Below are 19631 nucleotides of genomic sequence, written 5' to 3'. Positions count from 1 at the left end.
TTAACATTTATTAACTTAAAGTAGTGAACCTTGCAAACTTAAAAGGTATAGATAGCGGCTGAATATTTTAGTTATTCTTCTATTAGAATTTCAAGAATAGTAATAGCAGCTTCACTTATTTTTGTGCCGGGTCCAAAAACCGCTACAGCACCGGCATCAAATAAAAATTGATAATCTTGTTTTGGAATTACACCACCAACAATAACCATGATGTCATCACGACCATAATTTTTCAAGGCTTCTATAACTTGTGGAACTAAAGTTTTATGTCCTGCAGCCAGCGATGAAACCCCTAAAATATGAACATCATTTTCAACAGCCTGTTTAGCTGCTTCAAGTGGCGTTTGAAATAAGGGGCCAATATCCACGTCAAAACCTACATCTGCATAGCCTGTGGCCACGACTTTAGCTCCTCGATCATGACCATCTTGCCCCATTTTGGCTATCATAATACGTGGTCTGCGCCCATCCTGTTCTGCAAAAATATCAGCTAATTTTTGCGCTTTCTTAAAGGATTTGTCGTCTTTTATTTCTTTGCTATACACCCCGGAAAATGATTTTATTTGTGCTTTATATCGGCCAAAAGTGATTTCTAATGCGTCACTTATTTCACCTAATGTTGCGCGCAATCTAGCCGCTTCAACAGCTAAAGCTAATAAATTTTCTTCTCCTGAAGAGGCTGCTGTCGATAAATTTGCAAGAGCCAGTTTTACCTTTTCAGAATCTCGTGTTGATTTTATGTGCCGCAATTGCTCTATTTGAGATTGTCTCACTGTTTGATTGTCAATCTCTAAGGTTGTAATTGGAGCTTCCTCTTTGAGCCTGTATTTATTCACTCCAACAATAATGTCTTGCCCCGAGTCTATACGTGCTTGTTTTCTGGCTGCCGCTTCTTCAATTCTGATTTTAGGAATTCCCGATTCAATGGCTTTGGTCATGCCGCCCAAATCTTCAATTTCTTGAATAAGCCCCCAAGCTTTATTAGCAATGTCATGGGTTAGTTTTTCAACGTAATAACTGCCAGCCCAAGGGTCTACGGTTTTTGTTATTTTAGTTTCTTGTTGTAGAAAAATTTGTGTGTTTCTTGCAATACGCGCTGAAAAATCGGTAGGTAATGCTATGGCCTCATCTAGTGCATTGGTGTGCAGGCTTTGAGTACCTCCAAATGCAGCTGCTGCAGCTTCAATAGTAGTTCTTGCAACATTGTTGAAAGGGTCTTGTTCTGTCAAACTCCAACCTGAAGTTTGGCAATGTGTTCTAAGCGTTAATGATTTTTCATTTTTTGGGTTGAATTGTATTACCAGTTTAGCCCAAAGCATTCTTGCTGCCCGCATTTTTGCAATTTCCATGAAATGATTCATGCCTATTGCCCAAAAGAATGATAATCGCGGTGCAAAGGTGTCAATGTCCATACCTGCAGCTAACCCTTTTCTTATATATTCCAATCCATCAGCCAAGGTATAGGCTAATTCAATATCACAGGTGGCTCCTGCTTCCTGCATATGATATCCGGAAATGCTAATGCTATTGAATTTAGGCATGTTTTTACTGGTAAATTCGAAAATATCTGAGATGATTTTCATGGAAGGCGTAGGCGGGTAGATGTATGTATTTCTCACCATAAATTCCTTCAGGATATCATTCTGAATCGTTCCAGAAAGTTGTTCGGGTTTTACACCTTGTTCTTCAGCTGCTACAATATAAAATGCCATGATTGGAAGTACAGCACCATTCATGGTCATGGAAACCGACATTTTATCTAACGGGATTTGGTCAAACAAAATTTTCATGTCTTCCACCGAATCAATTGCTACTCCAGCTTTTCCAACATCTCCAACAACACGCTCATGGTCTGAGTCATAACCTCTATGCGTTGCTAAGTCAAATGCCACGGATAGCCCTTTTTGGCCAGCCGCGAGATTTCGTCTGTAAAAAGCATTGCTTTCTTCAGCAGTACTAAATCCAGCATATTGCCTAATGGTCCATGGCCTGCGAACATACATCGTACTGTAAGGCCCTCTTAAAAAAGGGGCTACACCAGCTACAAAATTAACTTGTTTTAAGTCATCAATATCTTCCTTTGAATATGTTGATTTTACTTCAATAGCTTCAGCAGTTAAAAAAGAGCTAGGTGCTTGAGGCTTTTGACTTTTAGCTTCGCTTTTTAGAGTGATATGTTGCAGGTTTTTTCTCAAATCAATTAATGATTATGTCCTGCATGCGGGTCAGGGTTAGATGCAGGTGGTAGTTTATTAAAGTCTACTTGCTGCTCTGGTTTATCTAAATTAACTAGGTCTAAGTTTAATTCAAAAAGATTAGAGTAATACAAGTCTAGAGTGATATATAATGCTAGATATTTATCATTTAGGGCATTTCTGTATTTTGTTAATAATGGAGCGCCAAATAATTTTGGACTCATACTATTTGTAGAGATGAGTGCATTAAGGGTTGCTTTAAGATTAGCGTCTTTTATGTTTTCAGAAATACAACGTATTGTTTTTCCGTGGTAGTTCAAATGACTTTCAGTATTATTGGCATCCCATAAATCAGCCTCTTCCTTTAAGGCTTCGAAAACATCTAATGTATGCTTTGAAACAAAATCTTCTAATTTAAGCCTGCCATAATTAGAACCTCTTAGGAACTGGGAATACGCTTGCACTAAAGTAGAAGTTGATTTTTGTTGTTGATAGTAGTTTAGAATATCATCTTCAAAACTATAGAGGGCTTCATTGTATAATTTGGAATTTAAACCCTCGCAAGAGATAGCCTGTGGTTTGTCGGCAAATTTGTAGTCTGAAAAAGTGTTTTGCTGTTTACAGTTAAAAAAAGTAAATACTAATAAAACAGCAATAAGGTTAAATTGGGAATTCATGTTAGTTTTCATTTTTTAATCGGTTTTGTTCTAAATGTTCTGCTAAACGTTTTTCTATTATGGGTTCAATTAATGTTTTTCTTGTGTTTGTTTTTACAAATGGATAGAGTTCGAGCTCTTTTTGCATTTTGTCTTTGGTATTGGGAAATACATTTGTGCCTAAAAGCACCTCTTCTCCATTATCAAATTGTTTTTGTTCGCGGGCATTACTTTCTTTAATTTTTCTTTGAATAGTCCCAGCCTTTAATTGCTTTAAAAGGCCACCCGAAGCCTCAATGTTCTTAAACAAAATCAATGCTTTTTCCGCCAACTGGCTAGTTATGCTTTCTATATAGTATGCGCCGTCTGCGGGGTTGTTAACTTTGTCAAAATAGCTTTCATGTTTTAATATCAATAATTGATTTCTAGCAATGCGTTCTCCAAATTCATTGTCTTTATGATAAATAGCATCATAAGGTAGATTACAAATAATATTAGCACCACCAAGAATAGCGCTCATACACTCGGTGGTAGTACGAAGCATATTCGTGTTATAATCATAAAGCGTTTTGTTTCGTTTTGTTGGATAGGCAATTATTAGGCAATCTGTTTGTATTTGGTATTCTGAAGCTAATGTATTCCATAGCATCCTTAAAGCTCTAAGTTTAGCGATTTCGAAAAAATAATTAGTACCTACGGAAAGGTTAAAAACGATTTCTTGAATTGAATTAATGTTGGAGTCTAACTTGTTGAGGTATTCATTAGCATGTGCCAAAGCATAGGCCAATTGCTGAATCATATTTGCCCCCGCATTCTGATATAAACTTGCATTAACAGTAATAGAAGATGTTTGAGTAATGGAGGATTCTAAATATTTAAAATCATTAGCGAGCGTATTATGCCAATTTCCTGTTTTGCCAAGATGTCCAATAATATCAGTGCTAATTATACAGCTAGGAACCAGTTTTAATAGATTCTCAGTATAGTCATTAGATAGAAACTGTAAATCAAATATTAATCGTGTTTCATCTGTATTTATATTGCTGATGAGGTTTTTAATTGAAATCGCATTGGATGGGATAATAAATTTTATTGTCTCAGCGCCACGTTCTAAAACATCAAAAGCTTTTAAGTTGGATTCTAATACATCAGAAACATAAATTGTTTGACATATTTTCCAGCTGGTTGCCTTTGTATTTGATGCTGGTGGCGTACTTTTAAAATGATCTAGATGATAGAAGGGTTTGACGGCAATGTCTTCATTGGTCTTCCAAAGAAGCGTGTCATTGTAGTCAGCGCCCTTTAAATCGAACTGAATTTTCTGCTTCCATTGTTTTGAAGAAACAGGATCAAACTCATCAAATAAGCCTTTAGTCATTAACTTCTGTTTTTAGACTGTCTTCATACTCGATAATAAAAATATCTTCATTATCACGTTTCATATAGTATTCTTCTCTCGCAAATTTTTCTAGACCTTCGTCTGTGCTCAGTTTTTTTAAATCTTTCTTATCCTTTTCAATTTCCTTTTTATAATATTCTTTTTCGTCTTCTAAATCGTTAATTTCAGTGTTCAATTCATGATGAATAAGCCATGAGTTGGCATCAAAAAATAACATCCAAATAGCAAAAACAACCAATATTAATAAGAATATGTTTTTGAATGGTTTTAAATATTTATTGTCTTTTAATCCCATTTTAAAGTTTTTCTGCAATTATTGTTTTAACTATATCTATCGCAACAGTATTGTGTTTGTTGTTGGGTATTATAATGTCTGCATATTCCTTCATGGGCTCTATAAATTGATTATGCATAGGCTTTAAAGTGTTTTGATAGCGAGTAAGGATTTCATCTAAATCTCTACCGCGCTCAGCAATATCTCGTTTAAGCCTTCTAATGAGACGTTCATCGCTATCAGCATGCACAAAAATTTTAATGTCAAACATATCCCTTAAATCAGGATTTGTTAAAATTAATATCCCCTCAATAATCATCACCTTTCTAGGTAATGTTAACGTAGTGTCTCCTGTTCGGTTGTGCTTTACAAAAGAATATACGGGTTGCTCAATAGGTGTGTTTTGTTTAAGTGTTTTTAAATGTGAAGCTAGTAAATCGAAATCTATGGATCTGGGATGATCAAAATTTATTTTAATTCGTTCATCATAGGATAAATGAGACGTGTCCTTGTAGTATGAGTCCTGAGATATTACACCAACTTCTCCTTCGGGAAGCTCATTTAATATCTTGTTAACTACAGTGGTTTTCCCACAACCAGTGCCACCTGCTATACCTATTATCAACATTGTTTTTGGTTTGTAACTCTTTTTACAAAGTTAATTAAATGTAAAAATCCAACGCGAAATATTGCTTATTTTTTGATGGCAGCAACTTCTTCTTCAGTGACCATGTTTTCTGACTTATTGCCCCAGCTATTATTTATATAATTCATGACATCGGCTATTTCTTCATTATCTAATCCCATGGGTTGCATAAAGCCATTATACGTTTTGCCATTAACACTAATTTCTCCTTTTTGACCATATTTGATGCCTTTAATACTGAGTACCCTATTTTGTAATAAGAAATCTGAATTGGCTAGTGGCGGAAAAACATGTTCAACACCTTTGCCGTCTGGAGAATGGCACTGCATACAGAAATCTTCATAAATGACACTGCCTCGAGAAATACTTTCTTTTAAAGGTGTAGTTTGCGTGTAGTTTGAGTGGTCGATTAAATTACTGATTAAGATTAATACAAGTATAGGAATAACCTTCATGATTTAATTTTTTGAAATGATTTTATAGATGCCTTTGTCCTCAACGGCGATGTACAGGTAGCCATCTGGACCTTGAATAACATGCCGTACCCTGCCAATATCTTCAAATAGTTTTTCTCGCTTTATTACTTTTTCATTTTCTAGGAGCAGACGTTCTAGATATTCAAATTTTAAGGATCCCACGAGTATGTTTCCTTTCCAATGCGGGTAGTTTTCCGATGAAACAAATGTCATCCCACTTGGAGCGATAGATGGTACCCAATAGAATACAGGTTGTTCCATGCCTTCTTTTTCTGTGATTTCAGTAAAAGCAGTCCCGTCATAATTAATACCATAAGAAATTACAGGCCAACCATAATTAGTGCCTCCATTTATGATGTTTATTTCATCACCACCTTTGGGACCATGTTCATGATTCCAAAGTGCTCCGGTAAAAGGGTTTAGGGTTAGTCCTTGTGGATTTCTGTGCCCATAGCTAAATATGGCTGTTTTGGCATTTTCTTCATTAACAAAAGGATTGTCAGTAGGAATTGTACCATCATCATGTAAACGGTATATTTTACCACAGTCTTTAGTAATGTCTTGGGGGTTTACATCTCGGTTTCCTCTATCACCTATTGAAAAATATAAGAAGCCTTCATTGTCAAATACAATTCTAGACCCCCAGTGTTGGCCTTTTTTTGTGTTGCCTTCCGCTTTGTAGAGTAATTCCTTTTCAACAAGAGTATTGTTGTCTAATTTAAAACGCATGATTGCCGTATTACCGCCTTTCCCTTCGCCTTTAGAAGAACTATAGCTTATGTATATCCAACCATTATTCTCGTAATCCGGATGTGCTATGATGTCTAGCAGTCCACCTTGACCTCGAACATAGACTTCGGGGACATTTTCTAAACTTATTTTTTGTCCATTTTTATAATGGATGATGTCGCCTGTTTTTTCCGTTATCAGCAAACTTTCATCAGGTAAAAACGTCATGCCCCAAGGAATATTTAATTCGGGCACTATTAGTTCCGTTGTGTATTGTATGTCTAAATTAGATACGGCCTTAATCTCTGATTCTACTTGCTGAGCACAGGAAAAAAGGGTTGTAATTGAAAAGAATAACAAGCATTGAAGGTTTTTCATAATCTCTTTTTATTAGTTTTCAAAATCAGAATTTATAAGCTAAATTCAGGCCTCCGTAGTAATTTTTTGGGTTTCCTGGATAATAATATCTAGGCGCATTACCTCCAAAACCAGAGGCGTTGATTAAAAGCTGTGATGCATAGGTTTCATCAAAGATATTATTTATGCCGAAAAAAACATTGAAATTTAAGTTTTTGTTTAGATTTCTCTGAAAGCCTACTTTGCAATTTGAGAGTTTGTAACTGTTTGAGTATAAGTTATTACTATCTGTTATTGGGATTTCACCTACATATTGATAATTTATATTAGCATATATGCCAACTTGGAAGTTGCAAACCAAACCTAAATTAAAAACCTCTGAAGGAACCCCAGTTAAGTCGTTTCCTGAGTAATCAGCATCGTCATCAATAAATTCTTTGAATGTGAAAGCGTTTAAAGTATAACTTAAAAAAGAATCTAATGTTACAGTATGAGTATTAACTATATTATATCCCAGATTTAACTCAAGACCATCATGTTGTGTTCTTCCAGCATTAATACCAATAAATTCATCTGAATCTGTACGTCTGGGAACTAGGAGATTCTTAACATCCATGCGAAAGATAGAAGCTTGGAAGTTTAATTTGTTGTTGAATAATGTACCTCGTGTGCCTAATTCATAATTCCAACCCGTCTCAGGTTTAATATTGTTATTTATGAGGCCATTGGGTAACAATGTTTCTTCTAAGGAGATAGGAGAGAAGCCATGACTGATATTGGAGTATAGACTTATGTTATTTGTGATTAAATGAGAAATACCAAATTTTGGAGACGCAATAATATCGAACTTAAAATCTCCAGATTGATCTGGGTTTTCAGGTGAAGTAGGAAAGCGGTCTTCTAAATTAAAGAAGGTCTGATTCATGTTTATCCCAAACACAAGGGTTGTTCTTGGGTTTAGGGCATAATTTGAATCTAAAAATATATTGTAGTAGTAGCGTTGCTCTTTAAAATTGGACAATGGATCACCTTTTACGCTTCCTGTTCCGGGAGGGAAGTCTTGATATAAGTTTTGAAAGGTTTGATGTTTATACTGGTCATTGAAAACTTCAAAACCTATGGCATAGTTAATAGTGTCTTCAAAGAGTTTTAATTCACTTACAATTTTAGTTCGTATACCCAACGCTTTTGTGTTTTCTTCTAATATATTGAAAGGTCTTGCCTCATAAGCATCTTTTAGTGAAGAAAATAGGCTGGTAATTTGTTTGGTTTTTAGACTATAATCATGTTCCCAAGATAGCCCTATGATTCCTCTTTTGAAGTCTTCATGGCCTTTTGCGCTTTTCCATTGAAATGCAGCGGATTCAGGATTGTTTAGGTAATCGTCCTCATTTAAGGAGCTTGGAATGAAAGCTTTTAAATCGACATAGCTAAAGAGTAATGATATTTGGTTGCTTTTGTTAAGAAAGTGGTTTGAGCTAAAAGTAAATGTTTGCCGGTTATAATTATTATTATCGCGGTATCCATCGCTATGCGTATTGCTGTAGAGAGCATTGATGTCTTCTTTTTTGGAGCCATAACTAAAACCTATAATACCTTTCAATAACCCAAAAGACCCCGCACTTAGTTCACTTGTTAGTTTTGCTTTGTTGAATAGCCCGTTTTTAGGTGTTATGTGTATGGTGCCCCCTAGTCCTGTGCCGTAGGTGGTGGAACCAGCTCCTTTTATAATTTCAAATTTAGAAATGGCACCTAATTCAAAGTCTTCAATACTCGTTTCTCCACTACCATTTGTTAAAGGGATATCCTTAAAGTAGGCTCTTATCTTTGCTGTGCCAAATAAATTTCTGGACCCAATACCCCTAATTGTTAGTCTATTCGTGTTTAATGCTCCTGATTGCATAAAGATGCCCGATGCTCTGTTAAGAGTTTGGGATAGATCAATATTATTACCAAGCATAATATCATTTGCAGATATTAAACTTAAAGAGTTTACTGATTTTTTCAGTTTACTAGGCATTTGATTGGAATTAATAATAACCTCATTTAATTGCGCAGGGTTTTTTTGAAGTTCAATGATTTGTAATTCTGAATTATTGATGCTTTGGTGTTTTGAAATATACCCGTCTTTTTTGAATAAATAAGTGCCTGAACTTAAGGTTTGAGAACTACCGTTATAGTTTGTGTGTATAGAGTCTTTAGTAGATAGACTAATAATGGTTACTTTGGGTAAAACAAACTTGTCCTCTTGGTCTATAACCTTAATTGTAGAAGACTCTTGACTATAACTCAATAGACTTATAAGTAGGAATAAATACAGTACTGGTTTTATAGTGTAGGTAATCATTTAAGGACGTCTAAACAAAAATGGAAGATACAATTTTAAGCATGAAAAATTTATCAAGTTTTTAATATTCAAAAAAATAAAAATAAGCCTAGTGTAATTGATAAAAAGATATATATTTGCATCCCGTTAGAGATAACCATAAATCGGGGTGTAGCGTAGCCCGGTTATCGCGCCGCGTTTGGGACGCGGAGGTCGCAGGTTCGAATCCTGCCACCCCGACAAATAAAAGGTATAGAAAAATTTAAACAAACACTGATAGTCATTGTATTATTAGTGTTTTTTTATTGATTATTTCTTAATATATTAAACAAGAGGTCTAGAATCAACGGGTGAATATTAAAAAAATATAGTTGAAAACACACAAATATCTGAGCCAATAATTAACCTTATGGAAAAAAAATGGTTTGTACTTTATGTTAAGCCTCAAAATGAGAAAAAAATTGCTGAAAGGCTCTTGAAGGCAAAAATCGAGGTGTACTGTCCAGTTGTCAAGGAAGTTAGAGTTTGGAGCGATCGAAAAAAAACGATTGAAGCGCCTTTATTTAAATCCTACCTGTTCGTTCGATTGTTAGATAAAGAAAGGGAATTGGTTTTTTCAGTGCCGGGTATTATCAGGTATTTATTTTGGCTAGGGAAACCAGCAATTGTCAGAAATGAGGAGATTGATGCCATAAAGCACTGGTTGTCTGATGGTAATGTTGAATCGTGTAGTCTGTCGGAATTAACCCCGGGAGATAGAATCTCAATCAAAAATGACTTGTTGGGAACTAGGCAATCAAAAGCAGGAAGCAATCAAGCTATAGTTCAAGAAGTTGGTAAAAACCGAGTTCGGGTTCTATTAGAAGGGGTAGGTATGATTATAAATATAAAAAGGAAGCAAATTTATTAAAATGCTGGTTTTTCTTGTTATAGTAAAACCTATCCGCAAAAGAGAATACTTCTATGAAAAGTGTAAATCTTAAAATTAGCTATTTTAAGAATAAAAAATGAATTTTAAATTTCAGATTATCTGTATTTAGGGTATCTAACAAGTTTTTAGTTTATTTAAACTAAATATAATGTTGTAAATGTGATGTCAGCACTAAAGAGGGGCAATGTTTTGTGTCTTTTCAAAAGAGTTTTAAAGTATAGAACATATAAATTTTAAAGACATTAGTTTAGTAGAGTTAATTATTAATTCTTTTCTTTGCAATCCAAATAATATAGAATATAATCAAACTAGAATATTAAATTCTTTGAAAAAAATAGTTGTTATGAAAGTGGCATTAATTACTGGTATTACGGGGCAAGACGGTTCATATTTGGCGGAATTATTATTAAGTAAAGGCTATATGGTTCATGGTATTAAAAGAAGAGCTTCTCTATTTAATACAGATAGAATTGACCACTTGTATCAAGATCCTCATGCAAAAGACTTAAGATTAAAATTGCATTATGGTGACTTGACAGATTCAATGAATTTAACACGGATTATTCAAGAGTGTCAACCAGATGAGATTTATAATTTGGGTGCTATGTCTCACGTAAAAGTGTCCTTTGAATGTCCGGAGTATGTAGGTAATGTTGATGGATTGGGAACTTTAAGGATTTTGGAAGCGGTGCGTATTTTAGGTTTAGAAAAGAAAACTCGAATTTATCAGGCCTCTACCTCAGAACTTTATGGAGGTTTGCCAGAAAACAAAAATGAAAGAGGTTTTTATGATGAAAACTCACCTTTTTATCCTCGTTCTCCGTATGGAGTTGCTAAAATTTATGGATTTTGGATTACCAAGAACTACAGAGAGGCATACAATTTATATGCTTGTAATGGGATATTGTTCAATCATGAATCTCCAAGAAGAGGAGAAACTTTTGTAACTAGAAAAATTACAAGGGCAGTTGCTAAAATAGCATTAGGATTGCAAGAAAAAATATACTTAGGAAATCTTGAAGCCCAAAGAGATTGGGGACATGCTAAGGATTATGTAAGAATGATGTGGATGATTTTACAAGCTGATAAGGCTGAAGATTGGGTTATTGCTACTGGAGTGACTACTAAAGTTAGAGATTTCGTACATATGGCTTTTCTTGAGGTTGGAATAGAATTAGAATTTAAGGGAAAAGGCGTTAATGAAAAGGCGTATGTAAAATCATGCAGCAATAAAGAATTTCAATTAGAAATAGGGAAAGAGGTTTTATCTGTTGATCCAACTTATTTCCGTCCAACAGAGGTTGATTTATTAATTGGTGACCCTACGAAAGCCAAGGAAAAGTTAGGCTGGGTGCCAGAATATGACTTGGAAGCTCTGGTGAAAGATATGATGGAATCTGATGTTAAGTTAATGAAGAAGGATGTTGATTTGCTCAAAGCTGGACATGAAATTCTAAACCAAGCTGAATAGCCTTTTATAAGCTAATGGGATTCAATAGTTATAATGAGAAAAACTTATTTATGAAAAAAAACTCTAAAATTTATGTTGCGGGTCATAGAGGTTTGGTTGGGAGTGCTATTTTAAAGAACCTAAAAGAAAAAGGTTATAATAATTTTATAACACGAACTCATAAAGAATTAGATTTAACAGAAACAGCTGCTGTGGCAGCTTTTTTTGAGCAAGAAAAGCCTGATTATGTTATACTTGCAGCAGCTAAAGTTGGTGGTATTGTTGCTAACAATGTGTATCGCGCCGATTTTATTTATGACAACCTTATGATTCAAAATAATGTGATTCATCAGAGTTATTTAAATAAGGTGAAAAAACTGTTGTTTTTAGGAAGTACTTGTATTTATCCGAAGTATTGTCCTCAGCCAATGAAAGAAGATAGCCTATTAACAGGTACTTTAGAATATACCAATGAGCCATATGCAATTGCAAAAATAGCAGGTATTAAAATGTGCGAGAGCTATAATCTTCAATATGGGACCAATTTCATTTCTGTTATGCCTACAAATTTATATGGTCCTAATGACAATTTTGATTTAGAGAAGTCTCATGTTTTGCCGGCCCTTGTTCGTAAGATGCATTTGGGTAAGGCTCTTGAGGAAGGTGATTGGAATGCCATTCGTAGAGATTTGGAACGTCTACCTATTGAGGGTGTAAATGGTTCTTCAGCAGAAGATGAAATTTACCAAGTGCTTGATAAGTATGGTATTCAAAGAAAAGAAGATGGCGTTCATTTAGAGATATGGGGTACAGGAGAACCTATGAGGGAATTTTTGTGGAGCGAAGATATGGCAGATGCATGTGTTTTCTTAATGGAAAATAGACAGTTTGCCGATTGTTATATCAAGTCAAATAAGGAAATCCGAAATACCCATATCAATATAGGTACTGGGGTTGATATATCCATTAAAGCCTTAGCGGAGGTTATTAAGAATAAGGTTGGATTTAAAGGAGTATTTTTCTTTAATACAACTAAACCTGACGGTACGACGAAAAAGCTAACTGACCCTTCAAAGTTGCATGGATTGGGCTGGAAGCATACCGTTGATCTTGAAGAAGGAGTTGAGAGCCTTTATCGTTGGTATTCTAATTAAAAAACTGTACCAATTAATTATATACCAAACTGAGATTATTTAAAAGCGATACCTAAAATTCAGTCGTCCATATATGTGTTGCGACCCTTTGGTAACCTTTCCAAAGGTGAAAATATTATCATAACCCAATGAAACTTTGTTAAAAGCTATGAATATACCATTTGATAGTGTGGTGTGAAAATGGTTAATACTATTTAAAGTATAAGGAAAGTCATTATTGAATAGGTTTCCCTGTGCCGTGCCATTAAAGGCGGTAAAAGTGGCTGCAAAAGAACTTCTGAAAAAAATCTCCTTAATGTTTAGTGGTGCTAAAAGATGATTGTTGTACACCGTAGATTTAGTGAGTGAGGTAAACTTACCAATTCTAAGGCCTATTAAGGGTGTGGCATCTATATACAAGTTTCCTAAGCGCGCTTCTGCAGAAGCGTAAATATCAAACCAATCCGTAATATTATGTATGGTATATGTTCCTCGAATATTAAAATTAATAATGACTTGGTCGGGTATTTGATATTCCCATCCTTCAACTTCATCACTGGTTGGTAATTGGCTATGTAGCCAGTTTTGAATTTCCTTGGCAAAGGCTGATGGTCCCATGACTCCAAAAAGGAATTCAGTTTTTATAAATGCCTGGTCAAAAGTATAAGTAGCTTTTAATGTACCATAAAGTAGTCCTGCAAAAGGTCTGTCAAATGAAAGTGAATCTGAAGGTAAAGTAGAGTCATAGGATTGTCTCGTAGGGGTGTAGCCCTCTGATCGTAAGCCAAACGCAAAGAAGTAATCGTTTTTTTTCTTGAATAATTTTTGTAATCCAAGTAGTTTTTCTGTTTTTAGATAGAATTTTGGCCCAATACCAAAAGTATAGTATCTGTCAAAATTTTCCCAAATTGCAAATGCATCATTATCTGATGAAATTTCTAAGGCGTATTTAATTTCTTTATCATCTTGGCCATACATTATGTTCGTTAATGATAATAAACAAAGTATAAGTGCGAATTTTATTTTGAAATGATATGTAATCAAAAACATATTAATTCAAAATAATGTCATTGAAAGGAAGCACAGTATGATATCCTTTGGAGTTAAAGTAAGGCGTTGGGTCTTCTTTTGAGGCTGCCAAGACAAAATCACCACCCCAAGCTCCTAAACTTTTTATGGCACCATTAAAATCTTTAAAAAATAGCGATTTTACAGGTGTCTGATTTGTTATTTTGGCAATGAGACCCTCGTGTTGATGGATTAAGTGTTCAAACTCATCCAATGTTTTAGCCTCAACCATTGCCATGGAGATATCATTTATTTCCGCCAGTGCTGCGGTAATGTCTTTTTTGTTTTCGTGATAGTGCTTAATGCCTGCCCTACTATTCTGTTTTTTGTTTAAATGAATAAAAAACAGGTTGTTTTTAAAGTTAGGATTGAATTCAACTTTAGTTACTGTTGGTATCTCGTTTTCGATTTGATATATGATACCTGTACTATGTTGTGCACAGGCAATATCATAACCACTGCCTCCAAAGGTTTGGCTTAGAAGTTTATAGGGGCTTACTTCTGCCCATTGAGCTATATTATTTATTAATGTCGATGATGTTCCTAGTCCCCAGTTAGTTGGGAAATCTAATAATGTAGTGACTTTAAATCCTTTTATGTTATCTATAAAAGCCGGATTTAAAGTAAATGTTGCCTGTAATATTTGAATAAGTCTTTGTGTAATTTCATTGGAGTTACGACTTTCAATGGATCCATTTTTTATCTCAAAAACATCACTAAACCAAAGGTCCCCCTTATGATCAAAACTTTCCCATAATAGCCTATTATCATTAATAGGTTCAATATTTAAAGACTGCCCCTGTTTGGTTGGTAGTGCCAAAGCTTTAGCGCCGTCAAGTATCACGTATTCACCTGAGATAAGCAGTTTGCCGTTACTGTAAAAGGTTTTACTTTTCACCGTCAACCCGTAATTTGTTTAAAGCTTCCGTGACCGCGCTATGTGATACTGTATTGTTTTTAAAATGGGCAGTGAGCACCTCTTTTTCGTCAGTATTAGCTTCAAATTGATTTAATATGTTCATGAGATGCATTTTCATATGTCCTTGTTGAATTCCGGTGGTAGTTAAGGACCGTAATGCTGCAAAATTCTGAGCCAGTCCCGCCACAGCTACAATCTGCATGAGCTCTTTAGCAGAAGGGTTATGGAGCATTTCTAGCGATAATTTTACTAACGGGTGTAACCCTGTTAAACCGCCCACAGTTCCTAAGGCTAAAGGGATTTCTGTCCAAAATGTAAAAATACCATCTTCTACTTTGGCATGAGTTAAACTGCTGTACCTCCCATGACGCGAGGCATAGGCGTGAACACCTGCCTCTACAGCTCTAAAGTCATTTCCGGTAGCTAAAATCACAGCGTCAATACCATTCATTACACCTTTATTATGCGTAACGGCTCGGAACGGTTCTATTTCGGCAATATTAACCGCTTCTATAAATTTATGGGCAAAGGCTTCACCAGACAAGGCTTTGTTTTCACTCAAATCTTCAACTGGACAACTCACTTCTGCTCTTACAAGGCAATCAGGTACATAGTTTGATAAAATACTCATTATAACATCAATACCTCGTTCGTCTTCCGAAAAACCTTGGTGTTTTAATGCTTCAGACTTAAGTGTTTTTGCAAATTGCTCTAAACAAGAATTTATAAAATTGGCACCCATGGCATCTAAGGTTTCAAAAGACGCATGCAATTGGTAATAATTTTCTAGTTCGGCGGTTTTGTCACGCAGTTCAATATCAAGTATGCCCCCACCTCGCTTGGTCATATTTTTTGTAATATCACTAGACTCCTCAATAAGTTTTGGTTTGAGCGCATTAAAGAAAGGTTGTAAAGTGTTTATATTACCTGAAAACTTAAAGTGAACTTGTCCAATTTTAGTTGTTGATATAACTTTTGTTTTAAATCCACCACGTTCTAGCCAAAATTTGGCAGCTTTACTAGCTGCCGCTACAACCGAACTTTCTTCAATGGCCATTGGAATTGTATAGAGTTTGTCGTTTATTAAAAAATTAGGAGCTACACCAAGCGGCAAATAGTAATTGGTTATCGTGTTTTCAATAAATTCATCATGAAGTTGTTGCAGTTTTTCATTGTTATTCCAATACTGTATTAAAATGTTTTTGGCACTTTCCGCATTTGAAAAGTACGTACTAACAATCCAGTCAATTTTTTTTGATTTGGAAAGTTTGGAAAAGCCTGAAATAGATTTACTCATAGATTTTAATTTGTAACGCAAAGATAAGATCTTGGTATTAAATTGTAACAAAATCTTTTTGAAACGGGTTATTTAAGTGTTAATAAGTGTGGTATTTTGAAGATTTTTTAGTAATCTTGACATCGCTTTATGGAATAAACATTTATTTTGATGAAATACCTAAAATTCTCCTTTTTTGTTTGTGTTATAATCTCCTCAATACTAACAGCACAAACTAAAGAAATTACACTTGAAGATATTTGGAAAAACGGCACTTTTAGACAGGATTATATGGATGCCTTGCATTCAATGGCTAATGGCAAGCAGTATTCAGTATTAAACTTTGATAGAGCTAGTAGAAGTACATCTATAGATGTATACGATTATGAGACTTTAGAAAAAGTAAGCACTATCGTAAGTTCTAAAGATCTGGAAGCAATGCCTTATTTTATAGACTATACCTTTAGTGAGGACGAAAAGAAAGTAATACTTACTGCTAATGAAGAACCTATATTCAGGAGGTCATCAAAAGGGCATTACTATGTGTATGATGTGCAAACAAAAGGTTTGGAATTAATTTCTGAAGATCAAATTCAAGAACCTACCTTTTCTCCAGACGGAAATAAACTCGCTTTTGCCAAAGACAATAATTTGTATGTTAAAGACTTGGTGTCTAATACAATTGTTCAAATAACATCAGATGGTGAAAAAAATAAGGTAATTAATGGTATTGCAGACTGGGTGTATGAAGAAGAGTTTTCAATTGTAAAAGCCTTTGACTGGAATGCTAATAATGATAAAATTGCTTTTATTCGATTTGATGAAACTAAAGTCCCTGAATTTTCAATGGATGTTTATGGCGAAACTTTGTATCAAACGCAACATGTCTTTAAGTATCCCAAAGCAGGTGAGCCTAATTCTGAAGTGTCTTTGCATGTCTATGATTTAAAGACTAATACTTTGGAAGCGTTAAAAACAACAACGGTTTATGAAGATTTTTACATTCCAAGAATAGCATGGACCAATGATCCTCAGGTGTTAAGTGCGCAATTTATAAACAGACATCAAAATCAACTCGATTTGTGGATGTTTGATACAGATAAAGACTCAGCTGAACTAATTCTTCAAGATAAGGATGAAGCTTATGTTGAGGTAACTGATTACTTAACCTTTTTAGAAGATAATAGTTTTATTTGGACCAGTGAAAAAGATGGTTACAATCATATTTATCATTATAATAAGAATGGAAAATTGATTACTCAAGTGACTAAAGGAAACTGGGAAGTGACCAATTATTATGGGTTTGATGAAGAAAATAAGACGGTTTATTATCAATCTGTAGAAAATGGTTCTATTAATAGAGATGTATTTGGAATCAAGCTAAACGGGCGAAATAAAACTAGACTATCAAAAAATGATGGTACAAATAAAGCTGATTTTAGTGCAGATTTTTCGTTTTTCATTAATACCCATACTAGTGCAACTTCTCCAACAACATATTCGTTACATAAAGCCAAATCGGGAGATTTAATTAAAAAGATAAAGGATAATGAAGCTGTGGCTAAAACACTTGATACCTATAAGTTTTCTAAAAAGGAGTTTGGTAGTATTAGTGTAAATGGAAATGAATTGAATATGTGGACTATAAAGCCACTTGACTTTGATGCGTCTAAGCAATACCCTTTGTTAATGACTCAGTATTCAGGACCAGGTTCACAAGAAGTAGCTAATAAGTGGTATTCTGCTAATGATTACTGGTATCAATTACTTGCTCAACAAGGTGTAATTGTGGTTTGTATAGATGGCAGGGGTACCGGATTCAAAGGTGCTAAATTTAAAAAAGTAACTCAAAATGAATTAGGGAAATATGAAGTTGAAGACCAGATTCAAGCGGCTAAACAATTAGGAGAGCTTCCGTATATTGATGCAGAGAGAATAGGGATTTGGGGCTGGAGTTATGGTGGTTTTATGAGTAGTAATTGTCTGTTTCAAGGCAATGATGTGTTTTCGATGGCTATTGCTGTAGCTCCTGTGACAAGTTGGAGGTTTTATGATACCATTTATACAGAACGCTATTTGACTACCCCTCAAGAAAATGAAGGAGGTTATGATAATAATTCACCTTTAAGTCATGTCGATCAATTAAAGGGTGATTTTTTATTGGTACATGGATCTGCAGATGATAACGTGCATGTTCAAAATACGATGCGACTAGCAGAAGCGCTTATTCAAGCGGATAAGGATTTTGAATGGGCTATTTATCCAGATAAGAATCATAGCATTTATGGCGGAAATACACGACTTCATCTGTTTAGAAAAATGACTAAATTTATTCATGAGTCATTTAATCTTGATATTGAAGATTAAAAAATAATACTAACCAACAACAAAAATATTTATGGCGAATTCAGAAACGATAAAGCAAAAAGAACTGTTTGGGCATCCGGTAGGATTATATGTGCTCTTTTTTACTGAAATGTGGGAACGGTTTTCTTACTATGGTATGCGTGCTATTTTGGTTTTGTATTTAGTGGCTCAGACGGATGTTGAAAATGCTGGATTAGGTTGGACAAATGGCGAAGCCTTGGCTTTGTATGGTTGGTATACTATGATGGTTTACGTGATGTCTATACCCGGGGGAATTATTGCTGATAAATTTTTAGGACAGAAAAAATCTGTTCTTGTTGGCGGTGTATTGTTGCTTTTTGGACATAGTATTTTGGCGGTTGAACAAATGTGGGCATTTTACACTGGGTTAATACTTATTGTATGCGGAGTCGGTATGCTAAAACCTAACATATCAACCATGGTTGGTGGTTTATATAAAACCGGGGATATTAGAAGAGATAAGGGCTTTACCATTTTCTATATAGGTATTAATGTTGGTGCTTTTCTTTCTAGTTTAATTGTTGGTTATGTGGGAGAAGTATATGGTTGGCATTATGGATTTGGTCTAGCAGGAATAGGTATGGGATTAGGGATATTGCAATATGTTCTTGGTCAAAAGCATTTAGCCAGTGTTGGAAATTTCCTTGGGGCTTCTCAGAATGAAGAAGAGAAGGCGTTATTGAAAAAGCCATTAACTAAAATTGAAAAAGATAGGGTGGTTGTGCTACTAATCTCTTTTCTATTAGTTATTGTGTTTTGGGGAGCATTTGAACAAGCAGGAGGACTAATGAATATTTATACTATGGAAAAAACCAATAGAATGTTAATGGGGTGGCAAGTTCCTGCGTCTTGGTTTCAGTCGTTAAATGCCATGTTTATTATCTTCTTAGGAACTTCTGTGGCCTTGTTTTGGGCCAATAGAAAATTGAAAGGAAAAGTGTCTACGTCTTTGTTTAAGATGATCGTTGGATTAATTATAATGGGAACAGGTTTCTTTTTTATGACAGGGGCAACTGCTCAATTTGAGTCTACAGGTACATCAGCAATGTATTGGTTGGTTTTGGCTTACTTGTTTCATACTGTAGGGGAATTATGTTTGTCTCCTGTGGCATTATCTTTTATAACCAAATTAGCTCCTGTGAAGTACGCTTCAATTATGATGGGGGTTTATTTTGCTATGACTGGTTTTGGAAGTAAACTTGCTGGTTTATTGGGGGAATGGTCAGAAAGCTTAGGAGAATATACAATATTTACGGGTATAGCAGTCTTTTGTGTAGTATTAGGTGCTTTGGTGCTTTTAGTACGAAAGAAGTTAGAGGTATTAACACATGGCGTTGAAGATGAAGAGGGCGATATGCATCTTGAGGAAGCAGAAGGTTTTGACTTAGCAGATAACTAAAAATAAAAT

General features: G+C 34.9%; 16 protein-coding genes and 1 tRNA gene. 6 read left to right on the top strand and 11 right to left on the bottom strand.

Annotation, left to right across the window (positions count from 1 at the left end; translation table 11 throughout):
- Nucleotides 1-71 precede the first annotated feature (71 nt).
- From scpA to IE051_RS07445, 8 genes are all read right to left on the bottom strand, one after another.
- Nucleotides 72-2195 (bottom strand): methylmalonyl-CoA mutase, encoded by a 2124-nt coding sequence (scpA, locus tag IE051_RS07480; RefSeq protein ID WP_189360162.1) that lies wholly within the window; start codon nt 2193-2195, stop codon nt 72-74.
- A gap of 5 nt (nt 2196-2200) precedes the next feature.
- Nucleotides 2201-2884 carry a hypothetical protein gene (locus IE051_RS07475; RefSeq protein WP_189360161.1) on the bottom strand — a complete coding sequence of 228 codons (684 nt, stop codon included), beginning with the start codon at nt 2882-2884 and terminating at the stop codon, nt 2201-2203.
- A complete protein-coding gene (locus IE051_RS07470; protein WP_189360160.1) occupies nt 2874-4229 on the bottom strand; it encodes a methylmalonyl-CoA mutase subunit beta in 1356 nt (451 codons plus the stop codon). The genes IE051_RS07475 and IE051_RS07470 overlap by 11 nt, the downstream gene beginning before the upstream one ends.
- Complete coding sequence (locus IE051_RS07465; RefSeq protein WP_189360159.1) at nt 4222-4545, bottom strand: FtsB family cell division protein; 324 nt, start codon at nt 4543-4545, stop codon at nt 4222-4224. The genes IE051_RS07470 and IE051_RS07465 overlap by 8 nt, the downstream gene beginning before the upstream one ends.
- Nucleotide 4546: 1 nt before the next feature.
- Complete coding sequence (gene udk / locus IE051_RS07460; protein ID WP_189360158.1) at nt 4547-5152, bottom strand: uridine kinase; 606 nt, start codon at nt 5150-5152, stop codon at nt 4547-4549.
- Between the two features lie 65 nt (nt 5153-5217).
- Nucleotides 5218-5625: a c-type cytochrome gene (locus tag IE051_RS07455; RefSeq protein WP_189360157.1), complete on the bottom strand. Its 408-nt coding sequence runs from the start codon at nt 5623-5625 to the stop codon at nt 5218-5220.
- A 3-nt stretch (nt 5626-5628) separates the two neighbouring features.
- Entirely contained in the window at nt 5629-6753 is a 1125-nt protein-coding gene (locus tag IE051_RS07450) for a PQQ-dependent sugar dehydrogenase (protein ID WP_189360156.1), read from the bottom strand.
- 25 nt (nt 6754-6778) lie between these two features.
- Nucleotides 6779-9079, bottom strand: a complete 2301-nt coding sequence (locus tag IE051_RS07445) for a TonB-dependent receptor family protein (protein ID WP_189360155.1) — start codon at nt 9077-9079, stop codon at nt 6779-6781.
- Between the two features lie 144 nt (nt 9080-9223).
- Here IE051_RS07445 and IE051_RS07440 point away from each other — a divergent pair.
- The 4 genes from IE051_RS07440 (at nt 9224) to IE051_RS07425 (ending at nt 12593) form a co-directional block, all read left to right on the top strand.
- Nucleotides 9224-9298: transfer RNA gene (locus tag IE051_RS07440), tRNA-Pro, on the top strand.
- 169 nt (nt 9299-9467) lie between these two features.
- The gene (nusG, locus tag IE051_RS07435) at nt 9468-9968 is read left to right on the top strand and encodes a transcription termination/antitermination protein NusG (RefSeq protein ID WP_189360154.1); all 501 of its coding nucleotides are present in this window, start codon (nt 9468-9470) and stop codon (nt 9966-9968) included.
- A gap of 364 nt (nt 9969-10332) precedes the next feature.
- Nucleotides 10333-11460 carry a GDP-mannose 4,6-dehydratase gene (gmd, locus tag IE051_RS07430; protein ID WP_189360153.1) on the top strand — a complete coding sequence of 376 codons (1128 nt, stop codon included), beginning with the start codon at nt 10333-10335 and terminating at the stop codon, nt 11458-11460.
- Nucleotides 11461-11510: 50 nt separating this feature from the next.
- Nucleotides 11511-12593 carry a GDP-L-fucose synthase family protein gene (locus IE051_RS07425; RefSeq protein WP_189360152.1) on the top strand — a complete coding sequence of 361 codons (1083 nt, stop codon included), beginning with the start codon at nt 11511-11513 and terminating at the stop codon, nt 12591-12593.
- A 39-nt stretch (nt 12594-12632) separates the two neighbouring features.
- On the opposite strand, the gene IE051_RS07420 is transcribed toward IE051_RS07425, so the two are convergent.
- From IE051_RS07420 to IE051_RS07410, 3 genes are read right to left on the bottom strand one after another with little or no spacing between them, the layout of a single operon-like run.
- Nucleotides 12633-13622 (bottom strand): lipid A-modifier LpxR family protein, encoded by a 990-nt coding sequence (locus tag IE051_RS07420; RefSeq protein ID WP_373294343.1) that lies wholly within the window; start codon nt 13620-13622, stop codon nt 12633-12635.
- A 1-nt stretch (nt 13623) separates the two neighbouring features.
- Nucleotides 13624-14538: a GYDIA family GHMP kinase gene (locus tag IE051_RS07415; RefSeq protein WP_189360401.1), complete on the bottom strand. Its 915-nt coding sequence runs from the start codon at nt 14536-14538 to the stop codon at nt 13624-13626.
- Complete coding sequence (locus IE051_RS07410) at nt 14528-15856, bottom strand: hydroxymethylglutaryl-CoA reductase, degradative (RefSeq protein ID WP_189360150.1); 1329 nt, start codon at nt 15854-15856, stop codon at nt 14528-14530. Before IE051_RS07410 ends, IE051_RS07415 begins: the two co-directional genes overlap by 11 nt.
- Before the next feature lie 150 nt (nt 15857-16006).
- On the opposite strand from IE051_RS07410, the gene IE051_RS07405 reads away from it, so the two are divergent.
- On the top strand, nt 16007-18202 hold the full coding sequence (locus IE051_RS07405) for a S9 family peptidase (RefSeq protein ID WP_189360149.1): 2196 nt from the start codon (nt 16007-16009) through the stop codon (nt 18200-18202).
- Nucleotides 18203-18233: 31 nt separating this feature from the next.
- Nucleotides 18234-19622 (top strand): peptide MFS transporter, encoded by a 1389-nt coding sequence (locus IE051_RS07400; protein WP_189360148.1) that lies wholly within the window; start codon nt 18234-18236, stop codon nt 19620-19622.
- The last annotated feature ends 9 nt before the right edge of the window (nt 19623-19631 follow it).

The sequence above is a fragment of the Algibacter mikhailovii genome, from assembly GCF_014651495.1.
Taxonomy (GTDB): domain Bacteria; phylum Bacteroidota; class Bacteroidia; order Flavobacteriales; family Flavobacteriaceae; genus Algibacter_E; species Algibacter_E mikhailovii.
Note: the sequence above shows the minus strand (reverse complement) of the source record. Positions and strands in the feature narration are given on the sequence as shown.